This is a genomic window from Cupriavidus sp. P-10 (assembly GCF_003402535.2).
GTDB lineage: Bacteria > Pseudomonadota > Gammaproteobacteria > Burkholderiales > Burkholderiaceae > Cupriavidus.
On the sequence record NZ_AP025171.1, the window covers coordinates 2,786,508 to 2,807,550 of the forward strand.

19 protein-coding genes and 2 pseudogenes are annotated in these 21,043 nt (G+C 69.1%); 7 read left to right on the forward strand and 14 right to left on the reverse strand.

The window, feature by feature from the left end:
- Positions 1 to 4: 4 nt before the first annotated feature.
- Positions 5 to 1,105: an extracellular catalytic domain type 1 short-chain-length polyhydroxyalkanoate depolymerase gene (locus CTP10_RS29450; protein ID WP_116319058.1), complete on the reverse strand. Its 1,101-nt coding sequence runs from the start codon at positions 1,103 to 1,105 to the stop codon at positions 5 to 7.
- A gap of 152 nt (positions 1,106 to 1,257) precedes the next feature.
- Between CTP10_RS29450 and CTP10_RS29455 the strand changes: the two genes are divergently transcribed.
- Together CTP10_RS29455 and CTP10_RS29460 are read left to right on the forward strand one after the other, a co-directional pair.
- Positions 1,258 to 1,458, forward strand: coding sequence for a DUF3606 domain-containing protein (locus tag CTP10_RS29455; RefSeq protein ID WP_116319059.1), 201 nt, complete (start codon positions 1,258 to 1,260; stop codon positions 1,456 to 1,458).
- Between the two features lie 319 nt (positions 1,459 to 1,777).
- Positions 1,778 to 2,527, forward strand: a complete 750-nt coding sequence (locus CTP10_RS29460) for a carbonic anhydrase (RefSeq protein WP_116319060.1) — start codon at positions 1,778 to 1,780, stop codon at positions 2,525 to 2,527.
- A 90-nt stretch (positions 2,528 to 2,617) separates the two neighbouring features.
- On the opposite strand, the gene CTP10_RS29465 is transcribed toward CTP10_RS29460, so the two are convergent.
- From CTP10_RS29465 to czcI, 7 genes are all read right to left on the reverse strand, one after another.
- On the reverse strand, positions 2,618 to 3,373 hold the full coding sequence (locus CTP10_RS29465; RefSeq protein WP_116319061.1) for a sulfite exporter TauE/SafE family protein: 756 nt from the start codon (positions 3,371 to 3,373) through the stop codon (positions 2,618 to 2,620).
- A gap of 11 nt (positions 3,374 to 3,384) precedes the next feature.
- Positions 3,385 to 3,741: an antibiotic biosynthesis monooxygenase family protein gene (locus CTP10_RS29470; protein WP_116319062.1), complete on the reverse strand. Its 357-nt coding sequence runs from the start codon at positions 3,739 to 3,741 to the stop codon at positions 3,385 to 3,387.
- A 28-nt stretch (positions 3,742 to 3,769) separates the two neighbouring features.
- Positions 3,770 to 4,903 carry a cytochrome P450 gene (locus CTP10_RS29475; RefSeq protein WP_116319063.1) on the reverse strand — a complete coding sequence of 378 codons (1,134 nt, stop codon included), beginning with the start codon at positions 4,901 to 4,903 and terminating at the stop codon, positions 3,770 to 3,772.
- A gap of 191 nt (positions 4,904 to 5,094) precedes the next feature.
- Positions 5,095 to 8,277, reverse strand: coding sequence for a CusA/CzcA family heavy metal efflux RND transporter (locus CTP10_RS29480; protein WP_116319064.1), 3,183 nt, complete (start codon positions 8,275 to 8,277; stop codon positions 5,095 to 5,097).
- Positions 8,278 to 8,289: 12 nt separating this feature from the next.
- Positions 8,290 to 9,600 (reverse strand): efflux RND transporter periplasmic adaptor subunit, encoded by a 1,311-nt coding sequence (locus tag CTP10_RS29485; RefSeq protein WP_116319065.1) that lies wholly within the window; start codon positions 9,598 to 9,600, stop codon positions 8,290 to 8,292.
- 17 nt (positions 9,601 to 9,617) lie between these two features.
- A complete protein-coding gene (locus CTP10_RS29490; protein WP_116319066.1) occupies positions 9,618 to 10,889 on the reverse strand; it encodes a TolC family protein in 1,272 nt (423 codons plus the stop codon).
- Between the two features lie 97 nt (positions 10,890 to 10,986).
- The gene (gene czcI, locus CTP10_RS29495; RefSeq protein WP_376790659.1) at positions 10,987 to 11,418 is read right to left on the reverse strand and encodes a cation efflux protein, CzcI family; all 432 of its coding nucleotides are present in this window, start codon (positions 11,416 to 11,418) and stop codon (positions 10,987 to 10,989) included.
- Between the two features lie 195 nt (positions 11,419 to 11,613).
- On the opposite strand from czcI, the gene CTP10_RS29500 reads away from it, so the two are divergent.
- Complete coding sequence (locus tag CTP10_RS29500) at positions 11,614 to 11,919, forward strand: hypothetical protein (RefSeq protein ID WP_116319068.1); 306 nt, start codon at positions 11,614 to 11,616, stop codon at positions 11,917 to 11,919.
- 134 nt (positions 11,920 to 12,053) lie between these two features.
- Here CTP10_RS29500 and CTP10_RS29505 read toward each other — a convergent pair whose 3' ends face one another.
- The 4 genes from CTP10_RS29505 to CTP10_RS29520 all read right to left on the reverse strand — a co-directional run bounded on the left by CTP10_RS29505 (position 12,054) and on the right by CTP10_RS29520 (position 15,336).
- Entirely contained in the window at positions 12,054 to 12,257 is a 204-nt protein-coding gene (locus CTP10_RS29505) for a zf-HC2 domain-containing protein (protein ID WP_116319069.1), read from the reverse strand.
- A gap of 48 nt (positions 12,258 to 12,305) precedes the next feature.
- Positions 12,306 to 12,896 carry a sigma-70 family RNA polymerase sigma factor gene (locus CTP10_RS29510; protein ID WP_116319070.1) on the reverse strand — a complete coding sequence of 197 codons (591 nt, stop codon included), beginning with the start codon at positions 12,894 to 12,896 and terminating at the stop codon, positions 12,306 to 12,308.
- Between the two features lie 65 nt (positions 12,897 to 12,961).
- On the reverse strand, positions 12,962 to 14,584 hold the full coding sequence (locus CTP10_RS29515) for an ATP-binding protein (RefSeq protein ID WP_116319071.1): 1,623 nt from the start codon (positions 14,582 to 14,584) through the stop codon (positions 12,962 to 12,964).
- A 47-nt stretch (positions 14,585 to 14,631) separates the two neighbouring features.
- Positions 14,632 to 15,336 (reverse strand): alpha/beta hydrolase, encoded by a 705-nt coding sequence (locus CTP10_RS29520; protein WP_116319072.1) that lies wholly within the window; start codon positions 15,334 to 15,336, stop codon positions 14,632 to 14,634.
- Positions 15,337 to 15,536: 200 nt separating this feature from the next.
- Here CTP10_RS29520 and CTP10_RS29525 point away from each other — a divergent pair, with 200 nt between their 5' ends.
- From CTP10_RS29525 to CTP10_RS29540, 4 genes and pseudogenes are all read left to right on the forward strand, one after another.
- On the forward strand, positions 15,537 to 16,763 hold the full coding sequence (locus CTP10_RS29525; RefSeq protein ID WP_116319073.1) for an acyl-CoA dehydrogenase family protein: 1,227 nt from the start codon (positions 15,537 to 15,539) through the stop codon (positions 16,761 to 16,763).
- 23 nt (positions 16,764 to 16,786) lie between these two features.
- Positions 16,787 to 18,127, forward strand: coding sequence for an LLM class flavin-dependent oxidoreductase (locus CTP10_RS29530; protein WP_116319074.1), 1,341 nt, complete (start codon positions 16,787 to 16,789; stop codon positions 18,125 to 18,127).
- A gap of 36 nt (positions 18,128 to 18,163) precedes the next feature.
- A pseudogene (locus CTP10_RS29535) lies at positions 18,164 to 18,509 on the forward strand (ATP-binding cassette domain-containing protein); the annotation flags it as partial.
- Positions 18,510 to 18,608, forward strand: a pseudogene (locus CTP10_RS29540) (ABC transporter permease); the annotation flags it as partial. It lies immediately after the preceding pseudogene.
- Positions 18,609 to 18,772: 164 nt separating this feature from the next.
- Here CTP10_RS29540 and CTP10_RS29545 read toward each other — a convergent pair.
- On the reverse strand, positions 18,773 to 20,476 hold the full coding sequence (locus CTP10_RS29545; protein WP_116319322.1) for an ABC transporter ATP-binding protein: 1,704 nt from the start codon (positions 20,474 to 20,476) through the stop codon (positions 18,773 to 18,775).
- A gap of 13 nt (positions 20,477 to 20,489) precedes the next feature.
- Positions 20,490 to 21,041 carry a carboxymuconolactone decarboxylase family protein gene (locus tag CTP10_RS29550; RefSeq protein WP_116319075.1) on the reverse strand — a complete coding sequence of 184 codons (552 nt, stop codon included), beginning with the start codon at positions 21,039 to 21,041 and terminating at the stop codon, positions 20,490 to 20,492.
- Positions 21,042 to 21,043: the final 2 nt, after the last annotated feature.

Consider the following 21,043-nt stretch of genomic DNA (forward strand, 5'->3'; position numbering starts at 1 on the left):
CGCCTCACCCACCCACCGCCAGAAAAAACCGCAACGCCAGCTTCAACCCGTCCGGCCCCGCCGGGTCCGAGAACGCGTGCCCGCCCGCGCCGCCGCTCCAGGCGTGCCCCAGACCTTCGACCCGCACCATCCGCAAGTAGGGCGCCTTGCCTTCGGTCCAGTCGAATACATCGACCGCCCGCCGCATGCCACGCTGGATGCGCCGGGCCGGCACCGCCGCGAGCGGATGCGCGCCTTCCGGCTGCAGGTGCATCCACAGCGCAGCCGCCGCGGTGGCGTTGCTGAAATCGACCATGGCATCGGCATCGCCATGCAGCAGCAACAGCGGCGGCGGGCGCCGGCCGGCGAGGCCAAGGCGCAGCGCGTGGACGGCGTGGGCGTCGGGCCCGCGCTGGCCGCGCATCGCCCGTGCCGCCTGCGTGGCGTTGGTGGCGCTCCATGGCACGGCGCCGGAATGCGAGCCGACCGCGGCGAAGCGCGCGGGATAGCGCAGCCCGAGCATCAGTGCCATGGCCCCGCCCGCCGACAACCCGAGCACGCTGATGCGATCGGCCGCCACCGGATGGCGGCGGCAAGCCTGGTCGATCAGCGCCATCAGCAAGCCGGCTTCGGCGGCGCCCTGCGCGGCGGGACGGAACCAGTTCCAGCAGCGCTGCGCGTTGGCCTGCGAGCTCTGTTCGGGCATCAGCACCACCCAGCCCGCCTCGCGCGCCACGGCGGCGGCGCGCGTGACGGCGGCAAAGCTGGCGGTGTCCTGCCCGCAGCCATGCAGCAGCACCAGCATCGGCGCGCGGCGCCTGGCATTGACGCCGGCCGGCACGAAGATGCGATAGCGTCGCGGCGCGAGCGGACCGGCGCCCCAGCTGCCCTCTTCCCAGCGTCCGCTGCCACGGCTGCGCGGCGGCTCGGCTGGCGATACCACGCCCGACAGCGCGCGCTGCGTGGCGGCGGTGACTGCAGCGGATTGCTTCACCGCGTTGCGCACGATGGCCTCGGTCATCGGCTTGGTGAAGTTGCGGTTGACCGCGCGCTGCATGCTGCGGGCATTGCGCGTGGCGGCCTTGTTCAGCGTGGACCAGAGCTTTGCACCGGAAGAGCGGGGCATGCGGCGTCCTGTCGGCGTGGGTAACCCGTGCATCATATGCCGAGTCGCGTGCATGGCATGGCGCACAGCATCGGCATTGCATGCAACGCGATCCCGATCACTGCCTACAATGCAAGGGCCGTGTCGCGCCGAGGCACGCACAGGAGGCGAGCATGATCGATGCAACGAGCCAGTTCAGGCCCCTGGATCCGGGCCGCATTAACCTGATGGATCCGCTTGAAGTGCAGTACTGGTGCCGCGAACTTAACTGCAGCGAGCAGGACCTCGAAGCTGCCGTCGATGCCGCCGGCGACCATATCGCCGCGGTGCGGGACCAGCTCGAGTCAAACCCGCCGGGCACCCCGCCACACTGAAGCCCCGGGGCACGGCCGGATCATGCCGGCCGTGCCTGTCATGACCCCGCTTGCCCGATCCAGTGCCTGCGCCGTCGATCAACGGCGCAGGCACTGGTCGTGCGTCTCGACTATCTCGAACGGTTCCGGTGCTGGCGAGCGCTCCAGCGGCGGCCGCATACCCGGAATAAGCGCAGTGCAGACCGGAATTCAGTAATGCTGTGTTCGCGTGGGGCAGGTTTTGCTGCATGATTTCGGGCCCGGGTCAGGCCTGGCAGCAGACCGCGCCGGCCCGGGAGATCCGAGTACATGGGGGTCACCTACACGAGGACGCATCGACATGATCATCAAGCTGCCGGCCATCACCATTTGTGCAGCCCTGCTCGCCCCTGCTGCCTGGGCAGGCAACGACGCCCACTGGAGCTACGCCGGCCCGACCGGCGCCAGCCATTGGGGCGGGCTTGACGCCGGCTACAAGACCTGCTCGCTGGGCAAGCACCAGTCGCCCATCGATATCCGGACCGGCAAGGCCGTGAGCGCGGACCTGAAGCCGATCGGCTTTGGCTACACCGCAACGCAGGCAACCGTGGTCAACACCGGCCATACCATCCAGGTCAACCTGCCGGCAGGCGGGCAGGCCGAGTTCGACGGCGCGGCGTACAAGCTGGTGCAGTTCCACTTCCATACGCCGAGCGAGGAGAAGGTCAACGGCAAGACCTATCCGCTGGTGGCGCACCTGGTGCACCAGAACGCCGAAGGCAAGCTGGCGGTGGTGGCGGTGCTGTTCAAGACCGGGCGCGAGAATGCGGCATTGCAGCCGGTCTTTGCCAGCCTGCCGGCCAAGGCCGGCGAATCGCGCGAGCTGGGGGCTCCGATTGACGTGGCGGCACTGCTGCCTGCGCAGCAGTCTTACTGGGCGTTCACCGGCTCGCTGACCACGCCGCCCTGCAGCGAGGATGTGAAGTGGCAGGTGCTGAAGACGCCGGTGGAGATTTCGGCGGCGCAACTGGCGGCGTTCCGCAAGCTTTACCGGATGAACGCGCGGCCGGTGCAGCCGCTGAACGGGCGGGTGGTGCAGGCGGGGCGTTGAGGGTCGTGCGCGCACCCATGACTTTTGCCTAGCCGATTGAGTGCTCCCTCTCCCGCAAGCGGGAGAGGGAGCAAACCAGTGCGACCACTGTCAGGAAAGCCCGCGCATCGCCAGCTCGCCGCCCAGCACCAGCAGCCCGCAGAAGAACAGCTTGCGGAAGCGCTCCGCACTGATGCGGTGGCGCAGCCATTGCCCGATGAACATCCCGCCCAGCGCAGGCACCAGCGCCAGCAACGAAGCCCCCAGCACCGGCGTGTGCAGCAACGATCCGCCCAGCGCCAGGCTGACCGCCAGCGCAATGGTCGAAATCGTGAAGGACAGCCCCAGCGCCTGCACCAGGTTTTCCTTTTCGAGTCCCAGCCCCTGCAGGTAAGGCACAGCGGGAATCACGAACACGCCGGTCACCGCAGTGATCGCGCCAGTCACCAGGCCGACTACCGGCCCGAGCCAGGCCTCCGCTGCCGGCGGCACGTGCAACTTCACCGCTGCCAGTCCTACCACCGCATACAGGACCAGCGCCACGCCGAGCGCCGAGGTGGCATGGGTCGTCATCCCTGCCGGCACCAGCGCCGCGCACAGCCACGTGCCGGCGCAGATCGCCGCCAGCATCGGCCACAGCCGGAGTACCAGTTGCCCGAAGCGCGGACCGCTGAACAGCTGCACCACATTGGTCACCATCGACGGCGCCACCAGCAGCGCCGCGGCCTGCGCCGGCGGCATCACCAGCCCGAGCAGGCCCACCGCGACGGTGGGCAGGCCCAGCCCCACCACGCCTTTGACAAAGCCGGCCAGCAGGAAGGTCAGGCCGATAAAGGCAGCTTGCGTGCCGATTGCTTCCATCGTCATCGCTGGCTCCTTCAGCCGGGCTTGCGGTCGTGCACCGCGCGGCTGTCGGCGGGCGCTTCGTCGCGCGCGTGCATGCCGTAGTCGCGCATCACCTGTGCCACGCGCAGCCGGTAGTCGGCGAACACGCCGCCGCGGCCGGCGGCCTGTGCCTCGCGGTGCGCCACGGTATTGCGCCACGCGATCACCGCGGCCTCGTCGCGGAAGAAGGACAGCGACAGCATCTTGCCGGGGTTGGTCAGGCTCTGGAAACGTTCGACCGAGATAAAGCCGTCGATGGCCTCCAGCTCGGTGCGCAGCCTTGCCGCGATAGCGAGATAGGCATCGCGGCGGCCCGGTGCGGGCTCGACTTCGAAGAGGACGGCGATCATGGGGGGCTCCGTATTTTGAATGGTGGACTCAGCAGAAATGCGGGATGCGGGCGTTCAACGAGGGACGATAACGGAACGCGCGCGCCAGTGCGGCCGGGTCGGCGCCGCGTGCGAGTAGCGCTGTCACCGTGGCGGCGGCGAGCGCCTGCGCCAGCCTGTCGCCAGGGCAAGCGTGGCGGCCATGGCCAAAGGTCCATGCGCGGCCGCCTTCCGCCCTGCCACTGCGCGAAGCCGCGGCCAGCAGCACCAGCACTGCGTCGCCGGCCTTGGCGTCGTGGCCGCACAGGTGTGCGTCGGCGGCGAGGAAGCGGCGCGTGTTCTGCACCGGCGGATCCGACACCGCCACCCGTGCAACCAATTCTTCCGGCGTGGTCCCGGCCGGCACCTTGCCGCGACCGAGATGCAGCAGTGTATTGCCTGCCAGCGCGGCGGTGGCTTCGCAGGCCTGCACCAGCAAGCCGATGGTGTTGGCGGCCACCGCCTGCGCATCGATGCCCGCAACCTGCGCGGCCTGGTGCAGCGACGGCAACGGGCCTGCTGCGGGCGCCGCGTCGGCGAGCCAGATACCAAGCCATTGCGCGGCGTCGGCGCCGGCTTGCACGGCGTTCGCATCGGCGAGCGGCGACTGTGCGGCGGCAAAGGCCGCCACATGGCCGGCCACTGCCGCGGCGGTGGCGCGATCCACGGCGACCGGCAGGCCGAGCAGGTCAGCCAGCGTCACCACCGGCAACACGAACAGGACGCCATTGATGCCTTCGGCGGACAATGCCCTGTCGGCGTCCATCAGCTCAGCCAGCGCAGCCGCCCGGTGCGCGGCTGCGGACGGATCGATGGCGGCCAGCAAGGGCATCAGCAACCCCTTCAACGGCGCGTGCGCAGCGCCGTCGTTCATGCGGATCAGCCGGCCGAACAGGTCCCCGGCGGGGGTGCCTGCCAGTGCGGGCGGCACCGGCTGCGCGGGCGGGCGTACGCGGCAATCGGGATGGGACAGCACCTCCGCGACTTCGCGCGCGCCGGCCGCAACCCACAGCCCGAGCCGCTGGTCGCGGAAGAACGGCCGGTGTGTCGCCAGTTCGCGGTAGTAGGGATAGGGATCGGGGTGCGTGACGGCGCTGATCGGGTCGATGGCATCGTCAGCGTCGGATACGGTGGCAGGCAGCATGGCGGCACATGGGGGCTGGATGTGCTGCCAGTTTGCCGCGTGCGCGGGACAAACGCTTCACGGCGGCGTGAAAGATGGATTGCTGCGGGCGGTTCCCGGCCACCGGTCCCGCTTGCGCGCGAGCCCGGTGGCTTCCGCCTTTTCAGCCTTCTCCGCCTTTTCCACCTTTTCCACCTTTTGCAGAGCGTGCTTCAGAACTTCGACGTCACCAGCTCACCGCCATCCTGCGCCGCCTCCGCCACCGGGTCATCATTCCTGTGCGCCAGCCGGTACAGCACCGGCAACACCAGCAACGTCAGCGCCGTCGACGACAGGATGCCGCCGATCACCACCGTGGCCAGCGGACGCTGGACTTCGGCTCCCGTGCCGGTGGCCAGCGCCATCGGAACGAAGCCAAGCGACGCCACCAGCGCGGTCATCAGCACGGGCCGCAGCCGCGTCAGCGCGCCGTCCCGGATCGCCTGGTCGAGCCCCACGCCCTCTTCGCGCAGCGAGCGGATGAACGACAGCATCACCAGCCCGTTCAGCACCGCCACGCCGCACAGCGCGATAAAGCCCACCGCGGCCGAGATCGACAGCGGGATGCCGCGCAGCCACAGCGCCAGGATGCCGCCAGTCAGCGCGAACGGGATGCCGGTGAAGACCAGCAGCCCGTCCTTGACGTTGCCGAACATCGCGAACAGCAGCACGAACACCAGCCCCAGTGCCAGCGGCACCACCACGCGCAGCCTTGCTGTTGCCGACTGCAGCTGCTCGAAGGTGCCGCCCCAGCTGGTCCAGTAGCCGGCGGGGATGCGCACGCGCTCGCGGATCGCAGCCTCCGCCTCGGGCACGAAGCTGCCGATATCGCGCCCGCGCACGTTGGCGCTGACCACGATGCGGCGCTTGCCGTTCTCGCGCGAGACCTGGTTGGGGCCGGGCGCGATCTCCACGGTGGCGACTTCGCTGAGCGGGATATAGCTGGTGCGCGCGCCGGCCGCGGTGTCCTTTGGCAGCGCCACCGGCAGGCGCCGCAGCGCGTCCACGTCTTCGCGCACGGCATCGGGCAGGCGCACGACGATGTCGAAGCGCCGGTCGCCGCTGAAGAACGTGCCCGACACCTTGCCGCCGATGCCGATCGCCACCGCCTCCTGGATATCGCTCAGGTTGAGCCCGTAGCGCGCGGCCTTGTCACGGTCGATATTGACGCTGAGCATGGGCAGCCCGGTGGTCTGCTCGACCTTGACCTCGGCCGCGCCCGGAATGCCCTGCAGCACCGCGGCAATACGGTTGGCGGTGTCTTCCAGCACGGTGTTGTCGTCACCGAACACCTTGACCGCTACGTCGGAGCGCACACCCGAGATCAGCTCGTTGAAGCGCAGCTGGATCGGCTGCGAGAACTCGTAGTTGTTGCCGGGCAGCTTGCCGACCTCTTCGCGGATCGCGGCGATCAGCTCGTCGCGGGTGCGGCGCGGCGCGGGCCATTCGGACTGCGGCCTGAGCATGATGTAGCCGTCCGAGATGTTCGGCGGCATCGGGTCGGAGGCAATCTCGGCGGTGCCGGTGCGCGCGAACACGCGTTCGATCTCCGGGAATTTCTTCTTCAGCGTGGTCTCGACCTGCTGCTGCATTGCCACCGATTGCGTCAGGCTGGTGCCGGGAATGCGCAGGGCCTGGATGGCGAGGTCGCCCTCATTGAGATTGGGCACGAACTCGCTGCCCAGGCGCGTGGCGATCGCCAGGGACAGCGCCACCGCCACGCCGGCCAGCGCCAGCACCACCGGCGTTGCCGACAGCGAGCGGTCCAGCAGCACCGCATAGCGGCGCCGCGCCCAGGCCATCAGCCGGTTCTCGCGCTCGGCCACGCGATTGCCGATGGCCAGCGCCACCGCCGCGGGCACGAAGGTCACCGACAGCACCATCGCGCCCAGCAGCGCCAGCACCACCGTGATCGCCATCGGGTGGAACATCTTGCCCTCGACGCCTGTCAGCGCAAAGATCGGCAGGTACACCACCATGATGATGAGCTGCCCGTACAGCAGCGGCCGGCGAGCCTCGCGCGCGGCGGCAAAGACTTCATGCAGGCGTTCGGTGCGCGTCAGCGCGCGGCCATGCCGTTGCTGCGCATGCGCCAGGCGCCGCACGCAGTTCTCGACGATCACCACCGCGCCGTCGACGATGATGCCGAAATCCAGCGCGCCCAGGCTCATCAGGTTGGCGCTGGTGCGGGTGTGGACCATGCCGGTGAAGGTGAACAGCATCGACAGCGGGATCACCAGCGCGGTGATCAGCGCCGCGCGCAGGTTGCCGAGGAACAGGAACAGGATGGCGATCACCAGCACCGCGCCTTCCAGCAGGTTCTTCTTCACCGTGGCGATGGCCTTGTCGACCAGCGTGGTGCGGTCGTACACCGTGATCGCCTTCACGCCGGCCGGCAGCGTGCGGTTGATCTCCGCCATCTTGCGGTCGACCGCCTGCGACACCGTGCGGCTGTTCTCGCCGATCAGCATGAACACCGTGCCCAGCACCACCTCGCGGCCGTCCTCGGTGGCGGCGCCGGTGCGCAGCTCGCCGCCGGTCTGCACGCTGGCCAGGTCGCGCACGCGGATCGGCTGGCCCTGCGCGGTACCGACGATGACGTCGCGGATGTCGTCGAGCGAGCGCACCTGGCCCGGCACGCGCACCAGGTATTGTTCGCCACGGCGCTCGATATAGCCGGCGCCGACGTTGTCGTTGTTCTTCTCCAGCGCGGTCACCACGTCGGCGAGCGACAAACCGTACGAAGCCATCCGCTCCAGGCTGGGCGCGACCACGTAGGCGCGCGCATGGCCGCCGATGGCATTGATCTCGGTCACGCCCGGCACGTTGCGCAGCTGCGGGCGGATCACCCAGTCCTGGATCTCGCGCAGGTCGGACAGCGTGTACGGCGTGCCGTCGGGCTTGCGCGCATTGGGCTCGGCTTCCACGGTCCACAGGTAGATCTCGCCGAGGCCGGTCGAGATCGGGCCCATCGCCGGCGTGATGCCGGAAGGCAGCCGGTCGCGCGCTTCCTGGATGCGCTGGTTGACCAGCTGGCGCGCGAAATGGATATCGGTGCCTTCGCGGAAGATCACCGTGACCTGCGACAGCCCGTAGCGCGACAGCGAGCGGGTCTGCTCCAGCCCCGGCAGCCCCGCCATCACCGTCTCGACCGGATAGGTGATGCGCTGCTCGGTTTCCAGCGGCGAATAGCCGGGCGCGCCGGTGTTGATCTGCACCTGCACGTTGGTAATGTCAGGCACGGCGTCGATCGGCAGCCGGCTGTAGTTGTACAGCCCCAGCGCGGCCATGCCGGCCACGGCCAGCAGCACCAGCCAGCGCTGCTCGATGGCAAAGCGGATCAGGCGTTCAAACATGGCGCCCCCCGCTCAGTGCTCATGCCCGGCGCTGGCCTTGCCCAGCTCGGACTTGAGGATGAAGCTGTTGGCCGCGGCGTAGCGCGCGCCGGCCTGCAGGCCTTCGGTGATCTCGACCAGCTTGCCGCCGCTGCGGCCGGTCTTGACCGGCTGCACCGCAAACCCGCCCGGCACCGCGACGAACACGGCGCTGTGGCCATCGACCTGCTGCACGGCATCGGCTTCCACCGTCACCGGCACCTGCGTCGCGGCGCCGAGCACGCTGACCGTGACGAACAGCCCGGGCCGCCACGCCATGCCTGGATTGGACAGCGTGACACGGGCCTTGGCGGTGCGGGTCTGCTCGCCGAGCAGCGCGCCGACGTAGGAGACCTTGCCCTCGGCCTGCGTCTGCGAGGCGGTGGAGCGGATCCTGACGGTCTCGCCCACGCGCACCTGGTCGAGGTCGCGCGCCGAGACCACGAATTCGGCCCAGACCGAACTCAGGTCCGAGATGGTGAAGACGCTGGCGTCTTCCTTGACGGCCTCGCCCAGCGACAGGTGCTTCTCGACGATGATGCCGTCGAATGGGGCACGCAGCGCGAACTGGTTCAGGCTGCCGCCCTTGCCGTCTTTGACGTCCTTGCCGGCGCTCTCCGATGCGCCGATCGCGACCAGCTTCTGCCTTGCGTTCTGCACGGCGATCTGCGCTTCTTCCAGCGCTGTGCGGGCCTGCTGGTAGTCCTGTTCGGCGGAAATCTTTTCCTGCCACAGCGTCTTTTCACGCGCGTAGGTGGCGCGCGCCAGCGCCTCGCGCCGCTGCGCCGCGAGCAGTTCGCTGCGCTGCTCTGCCAGTGCCGTGCTGGCAAGCACGGCCAGCACCTGGCCCTTGGCGACCTGCTCGCCCAGGTTGGCCGGCACCGCCTGCGCCACGCCGGCGACGCGGGGCACCACGTGCGCGGTGCGGTCGTCGTTGAAGCGGATCTCGCCGGGGAAATCGACGCTGCCGCGCAGCGGCGCGGGGCCTGCCGTGGCCATGCCGATACCGGCCTGCTGCACCTGCTCCGGCGTCAGCTTGATGACGTGGGGCTGGTCGGCGGCCTGCGCCGGCGCAGCGGCGGCAGCGGGAGCGCTGGCCGAGGTACTTGCCGGCTTGCCGTGCGCGTGGCCATCGTCATGGTCGGCATGGTCGGCATGCCCGCCTTTTTCGGCGTGTTCGCCATGCTCGTGCCCGGCCTCGCCTGAGCCGCCGCCCTTGCCCGTGAACAGGATCGCCGCGCCGCCCAGCAGCCCCGCGACCAGGATGGCCACCACCGCGGCCCGTTGTTGCTTGCTCATTGCCATGCTTGGAGCCTTCCGTATCAGTGTCCGAGGATGCGGTCGATGCTGGCCGCCGCGTCATAGGTGCGGGCCAGCACGTCCAGGTAGCGGATGCGCGCCTGGAACAGGGTGCGCTGGGCATCCAGCACATCGAGGAAATTGAACTTGCCGGCCTCGAACCCGCGCGAAGCGGCGGCATACGCCTGTTCCGCCGCCGGCAGCACCGAGCCCTGCAGCGTCTGTGCGGCTGCGCGCGACACCGACAGCTGCGTCGACGCCAGCTGCAGTTCATTGGCCAGGCGGATGCGGTTGGCGGCATGCACATCCTGCGCGCGGTCGGCCCGGCGCAGCGTCGCGTACAGGTTGCCCTGGTTGCGGTCGAACAGCGGCAGCGGGATCGCTACGCCCAGCACGGCCATGTTGCGGTTGGCCTCGTTGTCGCGCTTGGCGCCGAGGCTGACGGTGACGTCGGGGTACTGGCGGCTGCGCGCCACCGCCACTTCAGCGCGGCTGCGTTCGGCGGAGAGCCGGCTGGCGGCCAGCAGCGGCGAGTCTTCCAGCGCGGTCTCCAGCGCCGCGGGCGCGGGGCGCGACGGCAGCGCGTCGAGGTCGCCTTGCGCCTGCGCGAAGCGCGGCGCGGCGTTGCCCCACAGGGCGGCCAGCGATTGGCGCGCCGACTGCAGCGCGCCGGTGGCCTCGGCCAGTTCCAATTCGGCGTTGGCCTGCTCGACCTGCGCACGGGTCGCTTCCAGCGGCGCAACCTTGCCGGCGGCGACACGGCGCGAGGCGGCCTGCGCCGCGCGGCTGGCGATGCCGACCGAGCCCTCGGCCAGCTTGATGCGCTCCTGCGCGACCAGCACGCCGAAAAAGCGCGCGATCACCGCCGCGCGCAGCCCGGCGCGTACGCCGCCCAGCTCGGCCTGCGCCAGCTCGCGGCCGCGCTCGGCCACGCCGATGCGGGCAGCGCGCTTGCCGCCCAGTTCGATCGGCACGTTGAACTGGCCAGTGGTCGAGCGCGTGGCGCGGCGCGTGTCTTCCATCGACACCGCGAGCTCGGGATTGGGAATCACACGCGCCTGCGTCAGGTCGCCCTCGGTGGCGTCCAGCTCCTTGCCGGCGGCGGACAGCGCAAAGCTGCCGGCTTCGGCCAGCGCCAGTGCGGCGTCCAGCGTCAGGGAGCCGGGTGGCTCTGACACGCCCACACCGGCGGCGTAAGGCGAGGGTGTGATGGCGGATGGTGGCGTCTGGGCGACGCCGGCAAGCGGGCTGGTCAGGATGGCCGCCAGCCCCAGCGGCAGCAAAAGTCTTCGCATCGAATTGCACCAGGAAAGAAACCGGGGAATTCGGCGAGACGCCTGAGTTCAGGAAATCATCGAGAAGTCAGGAAAGCGGGTAGCGTCGTCTCGCCGGCTAGGCGAGACGGGGCCACTGCGGGCGGTCGGGGGCCCTGGCGCTGTGGGAGGAGAAGCCCGGTTGCGGTGGGGCCTGCGCCTGTTCGACGTGCTGGCCGGCCTGCATGTGCGGCGCGTCGGCGCGTGCGAACGGCAGCGAGGCGATATGGCAGACGCCGCAGTCGGGATCGGCGATGCCCAGCGTGTCGCCATCGGCGTCGGCCTTGGCCGCATGCTGGCCGGCATCGGCTTTCTGCTGGGGATGGTGCTGGTGCTCGTGATGCCCCAGATGCGCCTTGGCCGCCGCTGCCACCTCATGCCGGCAATACGCTGCCGCCCCCGCCCAGGCAAACTGGAGCGGCAGGATCAGCGCGAGGAGGATGAGGAGCAGGCGTTGCATGTCGGGAATGGCGGCGAGCCGCAAGTTTAACCGAGGCTGGCCGGTGATCACGCGACGAGCCGATTACATTTGCGTCATGACGTAACAGGGGCACGTCGGCCAAAGCAATGTCAATTTATTTGAATGACTTATCCATACAGATCCCTCTTTGCGCTCGATCAAGACTTCTATAGTTCGTTACATGAACGGCACGCACACGACGCAGAACGTTCTGCCAAATTCAACGAACAATACTGGAGAAATCTCATGACCAAGACCGCCCGCTTTGCTTCCGCCCTGTTCCTGTCGCTGGCCGCCCTCGGCGCCGCGCAAGCCGCCACCGCTTCCGAACGGCTCCCAGGCGACAAGTATGGTTATGAGTTCCGCTCGCACGATGCCTTCACCGATGGCGCCCGCACCGGAAAGCCCGATCCGTATGTGGACGGTGCCCGCACCGTGGCAGGACTAGACCGCAGCGGCGTGTCGGCGGCACCGGCGCGCAGCTTCGACCCGTACAGCGAAGGCAGCCGCGTGGGTGGTTTCGATCCTTACGGCGAAGGTGCGCGGGCGTAATTGCCGTCGGTTTGCTCCCCTCTCCCGCTTGCGACGCTTGCGGGAGAGGGGACGGGGGAGAGGGGAGCCTTTGCCAAGGGTGTCAGCTGGCGTTCGGCGCAATGATGTGCGAACACTGACTACTGACAAAGGTGTTAATCCTCCCGCCCCATTCGCCGCATCGCCTCCCTCATGGTCCGCATCTGCGCGCTGAATACGGTGCAGGCTTCGCAGATCGCCAAATGGCTGCGCACGCGCAGCCGCTCCATCCACGACAACGGCTGGTCCAGACCCTTCATGGTCAGGTGGTGAACCTCTTCGCAGTCCGGCAGCAGGCGGCGGGCGGGGCGGTCGGGCATGGTGGTGGTTGCCGAGGGTTAGGTGGAGGAAGTCGCTGACAAGGCCGTTCAGCCCTTGCCGGCAGCGCCACGCTGCCCGAACCAGTGCAGTTCCAGGCATGCGCGCAGCCGCATGCGGGCCCGGTACAGCATGGCCCATGCATTGGTCGCGCTGATCTGCAAGACCTGACAGATTTCTTCGGTATCCAGCTCCAGCCACTCGCGCATCATGAACAGCCGGCCCAGCCGCGGCGGCAGCCGGTCGACGCATAGCTGCAGGATTTCGAAGAATTCGCGGCGCTCGAAGGCGCGCTCGGGATCGCCCCAGTCGGAAGGCGGATCCTGGTAGTGGCCGTTGCGCGTGAACAGCGCATCCAGCGCCTCCTGCTCCGATGGCGCCTCGCCGTCCTCCGGCGCCACCAGCGCCAGCCGCACCTCGCGCCGCCCGCTGCGCAGGCTGTCGATCAGCTTGTGCTTGAGGATGCCGACCAGGTAGGTGCGCAGCGACGACTGGCCGGCAAAGCGTTCCGGGTGCTCCAGCACGGCCAGCAGCGTCTCCGACACCGCGTCTTCCGCCAGCACTTCATCGCGCAGCTGCAGGCGCGCAAAGCGCAGCAGGTAGGGCCGTAGGGCCTGCAGTTCGGCAGGATCGAGGCTCATGGGGGCGCGTCCGCGGCGTGAGGGATGCGCCATCATACCGCCGGGCCCGCTTCCGGGCACGCGCTTCAGTTCAGCCCGCGGAACTGCCCGCACAAGCGGAACACATCCTCGTTCAGCGGCACCTCCCGCGCGAGGGCATAGCGCGTGGCCAGCTTGAGCAGCTCCTTGATATCGCGCCCGCTGGCCTTGGGGTAGGCCCGCAGCAGCGCCTCGACCAGCCCGTCGCCCAGCTCGGCGCCGAATTGCGCCGCCTGCAGCCGCCACAGGCGCCGCGCATCGTCCTTGCCCGGCGTTTCGTAGTGGATGGTGGCGATGCAGCGCGACAGGATGGCATCGTCGACATCGCCGATGCGGTTGGTGGTCATGAACAGCAGGCCGTTGAAGTACTCCAGCGTGCGCAGGAACTCGGCGACGATGGCGTTGTGCTCGAGGTCGTTGTCGCGGCAGCGGATATAGACGTCGGCTTCATCGAGCAGCAGGATCGCGTTCCAGCGCATGGCGCGCTGCAGGATGCCGCTCAGGCTGGCGCCAACCGACGCCGCCGTGGTGCCGAGCTGTCCCGAATGAACCCGGTACAGCGGCTTGCCGACGACCTCGGCATAGATCTCCGCGGTCAGCGTCTTGCCCAGCCCCGGCGCGCCCTGGCACAGGATGGTGGTGCCGCCCGACTTGCCGGGTACGAAGTCAGGCACCAGCACGTCCATGTGCGAGGTCAGGATATCGATCAGGTCGCGGTGGTGGTCCGGCAGCACCAGCTTGTCGCGCAACCCGGGCTGGTAGCGGTATTCGGACAGGTGCTGTACATGCACCCAGAGATTGCGGTGCCACTCCAGGTGGAAGAGATGCACGTAGCCGTGCAGCGGCACCGCCTCGAAGCCCGCTTCCACCCCGGCCTCGCGCCAGAACGATGCATCGCAGCTCATCTCGAAACGGCGCGCGAGCCGCTCCTCGTCATTGACGCAGCGGGCCGCCACGCCGTCGGGAACGCGCGTCAGCTCGGCCGCGCCCTTGGCATCCAGCGACCACGCCGGCCCGCTGGCGACAAACTGCGCGCCGAAGCGCTGCTGGTAACGCACGAAGCGCCGCGCGTGGCGCTCGTACTCCTGCCGGAACTCGGCGCACTCCTTGTAGAAGCCGAACTCCGCCAGCAGATCGGGAATGGAGCGGTTGGCGATGTCGTCGCGCGTGATCACCATCGACGTGGTCATGCCGGCGCGGCGCTTGTGGTGGTCGGTCAGCTCGGAGTTGGCTGACTGCATGGTGTTGGCCAGCAGGTCCACCACCACATAGGGCATGCCCTGGTCGGGCGCCACGTAGCGCATGCGCCGTACCAGCCAGGGCAGCAGCACGCCGTCACGGTTGCGCTGGTAGAGCCAGCCGTCGATGGCATCGCGCGACAGGTAGGCCACCAGCCCGCCGATCAGCTGGTCCAGCGCCGGGATGACGCGCGCCTGTGGCGCATTGTGGATATTGTCGAGCGCCAGCATCTGGAACATCAGCGCGCGCTGGTTCTGGCTCTTGCTCAGCGTGTAGAGCGAGTTCAGCGCCTGCGCGTCGAACAGCTTGCTCGACACCAGCATGTCGCCGTGGCACACGCCGTGCTCCTGCAGCTGGCGGGCCAGCGGCGTGCCCGTGCCGATCATGGCGAGCAGAGGGTGGATCAGCGCTTCCGGAATCTCGAAATCCATCGAACACACTCCCGTTTGCCGTGCGCCCCGCTGGACGCCGCGGCGATTCACTGCAGGAAGAACGCGATGGCCTGCTCCACCACCGGCGGGTGGATGACATGCAGGCCATCGAATTCCACGTACTCGACCGCGTAGCCGGCGGCCCTGAGCCTGGCCGCATGGGCGCGGCCGCTGGTGGCGATGGGCAACTGCTCGTCGTCGCGTCCGTGCGCGACGAATACCTTCGGCGCGCCTTCCTGCATGAACACCGACATGAAGCCGCCGGAAAACGCCAGCACGTGGCTGGCAATGTCGCCATTGGTGATGCCGACCGACAGCGCGTAGCTGGCGCCATCGGAGAAACCGGCAAAGCCCACACGATCGCGGTCGATGCGGTAGCGCGACGCGACCGCGGCCAGCGCCCGGTGCAGGCGTTCCAGGTCCGGGCCGTTGCCGCCGATCACGATGTCCCAGGTCGGGTAGAGCGACTGCGGCGCAAGCACCAGGAAGCCGTGCCGCTGCGCATGGGGCTCCAGATGCGGCAGGACCTTTTCGGCATGGCCGCCGGCGCCATGGAACATCACCAGCAGCGGCACCGGCGCACCGGCATCCAGGCCCTCGGGCACGAACAGCACCGCATCGCGTTCGGCCGCCACGCCCAGCCCGTGGCGGCCCGCCGGCAGCGGTGCGGCAGCCGGGCCGGAGCGATCGGCGCGGTGCGCCGGATCATCGAAGGTGAAAGACAGGCGACCGAACAGGGAGGGATCGAGCATGGTGGCGGGGGATCCTGATGCGCTGGCGGGCTGAAAGTGCAGCGCCTGCGTCACTGATATTTTGTATATTACATACAAACGATATCTCGCGCCACCACCCGTCCGAGTGCCTGAATATCGATATGGGCTTTCCTTCGTTCCCCCGCCAGTCACCGTTCCCTATGCTGGGCCCCTGCGATTTTGATACGGAGGAATCACCCATGAACGCACCGCTGGCCATCGATGCCCCGCATGCCCGGCATGCGCTGCGCGCCGCGCTGGAAGGCGTACCGGCACTGGCCGGGCAGATAGGCACCGATGCCGCCGCGCGCGAGGCGCAGCGCCTGCTGCCGCATGAAGGCTTTGCCCTGTTCCGCCAGTCCGGCCTGGGCCTGCTGCGCATCCCCGTGGAAAGGGGCGGGCTGGGCGGCTCGCTGGTCGACCTGTTCGAAGTGATCGCCGCGATCGCGGCCGAGGAATCGAACGTGGCGCACGCGCTGCGCATCCACTTCGACCAGACCGAATCGCTGCGCCTGTCGCCGCGCTCGGCGTTCAACGATCTGCAGGTGCAGCGCATCGTGGGCGGGGCCATCTTCGGCGGCGCCTCGACCGAGCGCGGCACCGCGCGGCCGGGCGAGATCACCACGGCGCTGCGGCGCGACGGCGCGCACTACCGCGTCAGCGGCAAGAAGTACTACTCGACCGGCACGGCCTTTGCCGACTATGCCCGCATCAACGTGCAGGACCCCGACGGCGAACCGGTCTTCATCATCATCCCGACTGACCGTCCCGGCTTCAGCGTGATCGACGACTGGGACGGCATGGGCCAGCGCATGACCGCCAGCGGCAGCCTGGTGCTCGACGACGTGCCCGTGCTGGCCGACGAAGTCGCGCGGCGCGGCAACACCACGCTGGTCGGCCGCCATTGCGGCGCGCTGCGCCAGCTGCACCTGGTGGCGGTGGCCGCCGGCATCGTGCGCAACGCATGGGCCGACGCCACGCGCTATGTGCGCGAGCACGGCCGCCCGGTGCTGCACAGCCCGGCGCCCACCGCGCGCGAAGACCACTTCATCCAGCAGGTGATCGGCGACCTGGCCGCGCACAGTCACGCCATCGACGCGCTGGTGCGCGAAAACGCGCGCGCGCTTGACCGCTCCGCCGACGCCTTGCACGTCGGCGCCGACGATGCCGAGGCACTGGTGCTGCAAGCCGCGCTGGCCACCGCGCAGACCCAGCTGGTGGTCAGCAAGCTGGCGCTGCATGTGGGCGAGCGCATGTTCGAGGCCGGCGGCGCCTCGGCCACGTCGCGGCAGCACAACTTCGACCGCCACTGGCGCAACCTGCGCACGATCTTCAGCCACAACCCGCTGCTGCACAAAGGACGCGTGGTGGGCGCCTACCACCTCAACGGCGAGACCACGCACCTGACCGAAGGCCGCGTGTTCTGACGCGCCGCGTCCGGAGACCAACCATGACAGCAAGCACCCCGCAGCGCCAGCTGCACCTGAACATCAACGCGCTGCATTCCGGCTTCGTGCCATCGGCCTGGCGGCTGCCGGACAGCAACGTGCGCGCCTTTGTCGACGTGCAGCACTACGTGCGCCTGGCGCGTATCGCCGAAGCCGGAAAGTTTGACGCCATCTTCCTGGCCGACAATGCGTCGATCGCCGACCAGATCTACTTCCGCCCGATCACGGCGCTGGAACCGACGCTGCTGCTGGCCAGCGTGGCGGCGGCCACCACCCATATCGGCCTGGTGGCCACGGTCTCGACCAGCTACAACGAGCCCTACAACATCGCGCGGCGCTTCGCCACGCTGGACCATCTCAGCGGCGGCCGCGCCGGCTGGAACGTCGTCACCACCGCCGACGCGGGCTCGGCGCGCAACTTCGGCCGCAGCGCGCCGATCGAGCATGGCCAGCGCTATGCGCGCGCGGACGAGTTCACCCGCATCGTCAAGGCGCTGTGGGACAGCTGGGAAGACGACGCCTTCGTCGGCGACAAGGACGCCGGCCGCTTCGTCGATCCCGGCAAGCTGGCGCCGGTGGCACACCAGGGCACCTTCTTCGACGTGCATGGCCCGCTGAACCTGCCGCGTCCGCCGCAGGGGCACCCCGTGCTGTTCCAGGCGGGCGGCTCGGCCGATGGCCGCGAACTGGCCGCCCTGCATGCCGAGGCGGTGTTCTCCGCGTCGCAGTCGTTCGAGGAAGCGCTCGCCTACAAGCGCGAGATCAACGCGCGCGCCGAGGCGCACGGGCGCGGGCCGCATGCCGTGAAGATCCTGCCGGGCCTGACCACCATCATCGGCGCCACCGAAGCGCAGGCACGGCAACGCCGCGACGAACTGGTCGAGCTGATCCCGTGGGACTACAGCCTGAACCGCCTGGCCGGCACGCTCGGCATCGCGGTGGAGCGCCTGCGCCTGGATGCGCCGCTGCCAGCCGAGATCGCGCTGCCGGCCGACGGCAACCACACCTTCTTCCGCGCCACGCTGGCGCTGGCGCGGCGCGAGCGGCTGACGGTGCGCGAGTTGATCCGCGAGCTGGCCGGCGGCGGCGGTCATCGCGTGATCGTCGGCACGCCCGAGCAGATCGCCGACGATATCGAGCACTGGTTCCGCCACGGTGCCGCCGACGGCTTTAACCTGATGCCCGATGCGCTGCCCGACGGGCTGCAGGATTTTGTCGACGGCGTGGTGCCGATCCTGCAGCGCCGCGGCATCTTCCGCACCGGGTACGAAGGCGCGACGCTGCGCCAGCATCTCGGCCTGCAGCGGCCGGCCGGACGCACGGCGGCACGCGCGGCGGCTTGAGCGGGCTTGAGCGGGCTTGAGCGGACAAGCCGCGCCATCGGGCGCGGCGAGCGCTTCGGCATCATCGGCCGCAGCGGCGCCGGCAAGTCGACGCCGCTGCGCACCATCAACATGCTGGAGCGCCCCGACGCCGGCCAGGTCCGCATCGACGGCGCCGACATCGGCGCGCTCGATGAAAACGGGCTGGTGGCGCTGCGCAGGCGCATCGGCATGATCTTCCAGCACTTCAACCTGCTCTCGGCACAAGACCGTCTTCGACAACGTGGCGCTGCCGCTGCGCGTGGCCGGAGTGCCGCGCCAGGAGATCGGCGCGCGCGTCGGCGAACTGCTCGATCTGGTCGGGCTGTCGTCCAAGGCGGATGCCTACCCGGCGATGTTGTCGTCAGTGCTGGTCAATATGTTCCGCTCGATTCCGTTCATCATCCTGCTGGTGGCAATGCTGCCGGTGACGCGGATGATCGTCGGCACCACCATGGGGACATAGCGATGGCTTTCTCCCCTCTCCCGCTTGCGGGAGAGGGGCCGGGGGAGAGGGCTGGCGCGTGCCAAGCATGAAGACGCTTTACTTCGTGGAGACTCCTGCTTTCTCCCCCGCCCCTCTCCCATAAATGGGAGAGGGGAGACAACATTCGGCATGCGGGCGCATCAGGCCGCTGTCGCCGCCATCGCCGGGACCGCCGGGACCGCCGCCAGCAACTCCCGCGTGTACGAATGCCGCGGCGCCGCCCAGATCTGGTCACGATCCCCAGCTTCCACCAGCTGCCCGTCCCGCATCACCAGCACGCGATCCGCGATATAGCGGACCACCCCCAGATCGTGCGAGATAAACAGGCACGCCAGCCCGTACTCCGCCTGCAGATCGGCCAGCAGGTTCAGCACCTGCGCCTGCACCGATACATCCAGCGCCGACACCGGCTCATCGCAGACCAGCAACCGTGGCCGCACCACCAGCGCGCGCGCAATGCCGATGCGCTGCCGCTGCCCGCCCGAGAACTCATGCGGATAGCGCTCCAGCGCCGCGGCCGGCAGGCCGACGCGTTCGATCATGGCCAGCGCGCGTTCGCGACGGACGTGGCGGTCGCGCACGCCGTGGATCTGCAGCGCGTCGCCGAGCAGTTCGCCCACGGTCTTGCGCGGGTTCAGCGAACCGTAGGGATCCTGGAACACCAGTTGCATGGCGCCGCGCCATGGGCGCATGTGGCGCCGGTCAATTGCAGCAAGGTCAGTGCCGTCGAACTCGATGCGGCCGTGTTCGTGGTCGGCCAGCCGGAGCACGGCACGTGCCAGCGTGGACTTGCCGCAGCCGGACTCGCCCACCAGCGCCACGGTCTCGCCCGGGGCGATCTCGAACGATACGCCGCGTACCGCATGCGTCTGGTGCGCGCCGTTGCGATGCACTACGTGCAGGTCGTCGATGCGGATCAGCGGCGCCGTGGCGGTCGCCGCCGCTGGTGCGCGCAGTTCCGGTTGCGTCAGCCGGAACGCGGCGGGCGTACCGTCGGCGCGCCGCGCCACGCGCAGCTCGGGCAGGCGCCCGGTGCGGAAATGCGGCGCCTCGCCGTTGCCGTGCGCGGTGCTCAGCGAAGCGCCAAGCAGCGCCCGGGTATAGGGATGCGCCGGCTGCCTGAACAGCGCGTCCGTCGCCTGCTCTTCCACCTTGATGCCGTCATGCATCACCGCCACACGGTCGGCCCAGCGCGACACCACGCCCAGGTCGTGCGTGATCAGCAGCATCGCCATCGACAGCTCGCGCCGCAGCGTGTCGAGCAGTTCCAGGATCTGGGCCTGCACCGTAACATCGAGCGCGGTGGTAGGCTCGTCGGCCACCAGCAAGCGCGGCGAGCAGGCGATCGCGATGGCGATCATCACGCGCTGGCGCTGCCCGCCGGAAAGCTGGTGCGGATAGGCGTGGAAGCGCCGCGCCGGCTCCGGCATGCGCACTTGTTCGAGCAGTTCCAGCGCGCGTGCGGCTGCGGCGCGCGCCGACAGGGGCTTGTGCAGCCGCAACGCCTCCACGATCTGCGCGCCCGCGGTCAGCACCGGGTTCAGCGATGTCATCGGCTCCTGGAACACCATCGACACGGCATTGCCGCGCACCGCGGTCATGTCCCGCTCGGACAGCGGCAGCAGGTCGCGCCCTTCCAGCAGGATGCGGCCGCTGGCCTGTGCAGATGCCGGCAGCAGGCGCAGCAGCGCCAGTGCGGTGGTCGACTTGCCGCAGCCCGACTCGCCCACCAGCGCCACGGTTTCGCCCTGGCGGATGTCCAGGTCGAGGGCGGACACCGCGGGCCGTCCGGCGCCCGGGTAGCGGATGGTCAGGTCGCGCAGCGAAAGCAGGGATTGCGTCATCATCGGTCGGGATTCATGTGGCGGCATGCACCTCGGCGGCCAGCAGTTCCGGCTCGACCTGGATTTCCAGCGCCTCGTTGAAGCGCGCGAAGAACGCGCACAGCGCCGCGCGCAAGGTCAGCTCGACCACCTGCGCCTCGGAGAAATGTTCGCGCAGCTTCCCCACCAGCGTGTCGGTGACGCGCTGCGTGGTGACCTGCACGGTGTAGTCGCGCACCAGCCGCTCGACCGGATCCAGCCCGGGCACGTCGGGTTCGAGGATATTGGCCACGGTGTCCGCATCCACGCCCAGCGCTTCGAGCCGTGGCTCGTGATGCGTGATGCAGTAGTGGCAGGCATTGAGCCGCGATGCCGTGACCAGCACGATCTCTAGATGCCGGCGCGTGATCAGCGCATCGCGGGCGGAGTCGAGCAGCAGGCCGAACAGGTGCTCGACGGCGGGCGGCCGGTGGCCGAGCACCTTGAGCATGTTGCCGAAGGCGCCGTACTCGCGCTCCACGCGCCCGTACACGGCGCGGGCATCATCGGGAAGGCGGGAAGCATCGATAGGGTTGACGCGGGCCAAAA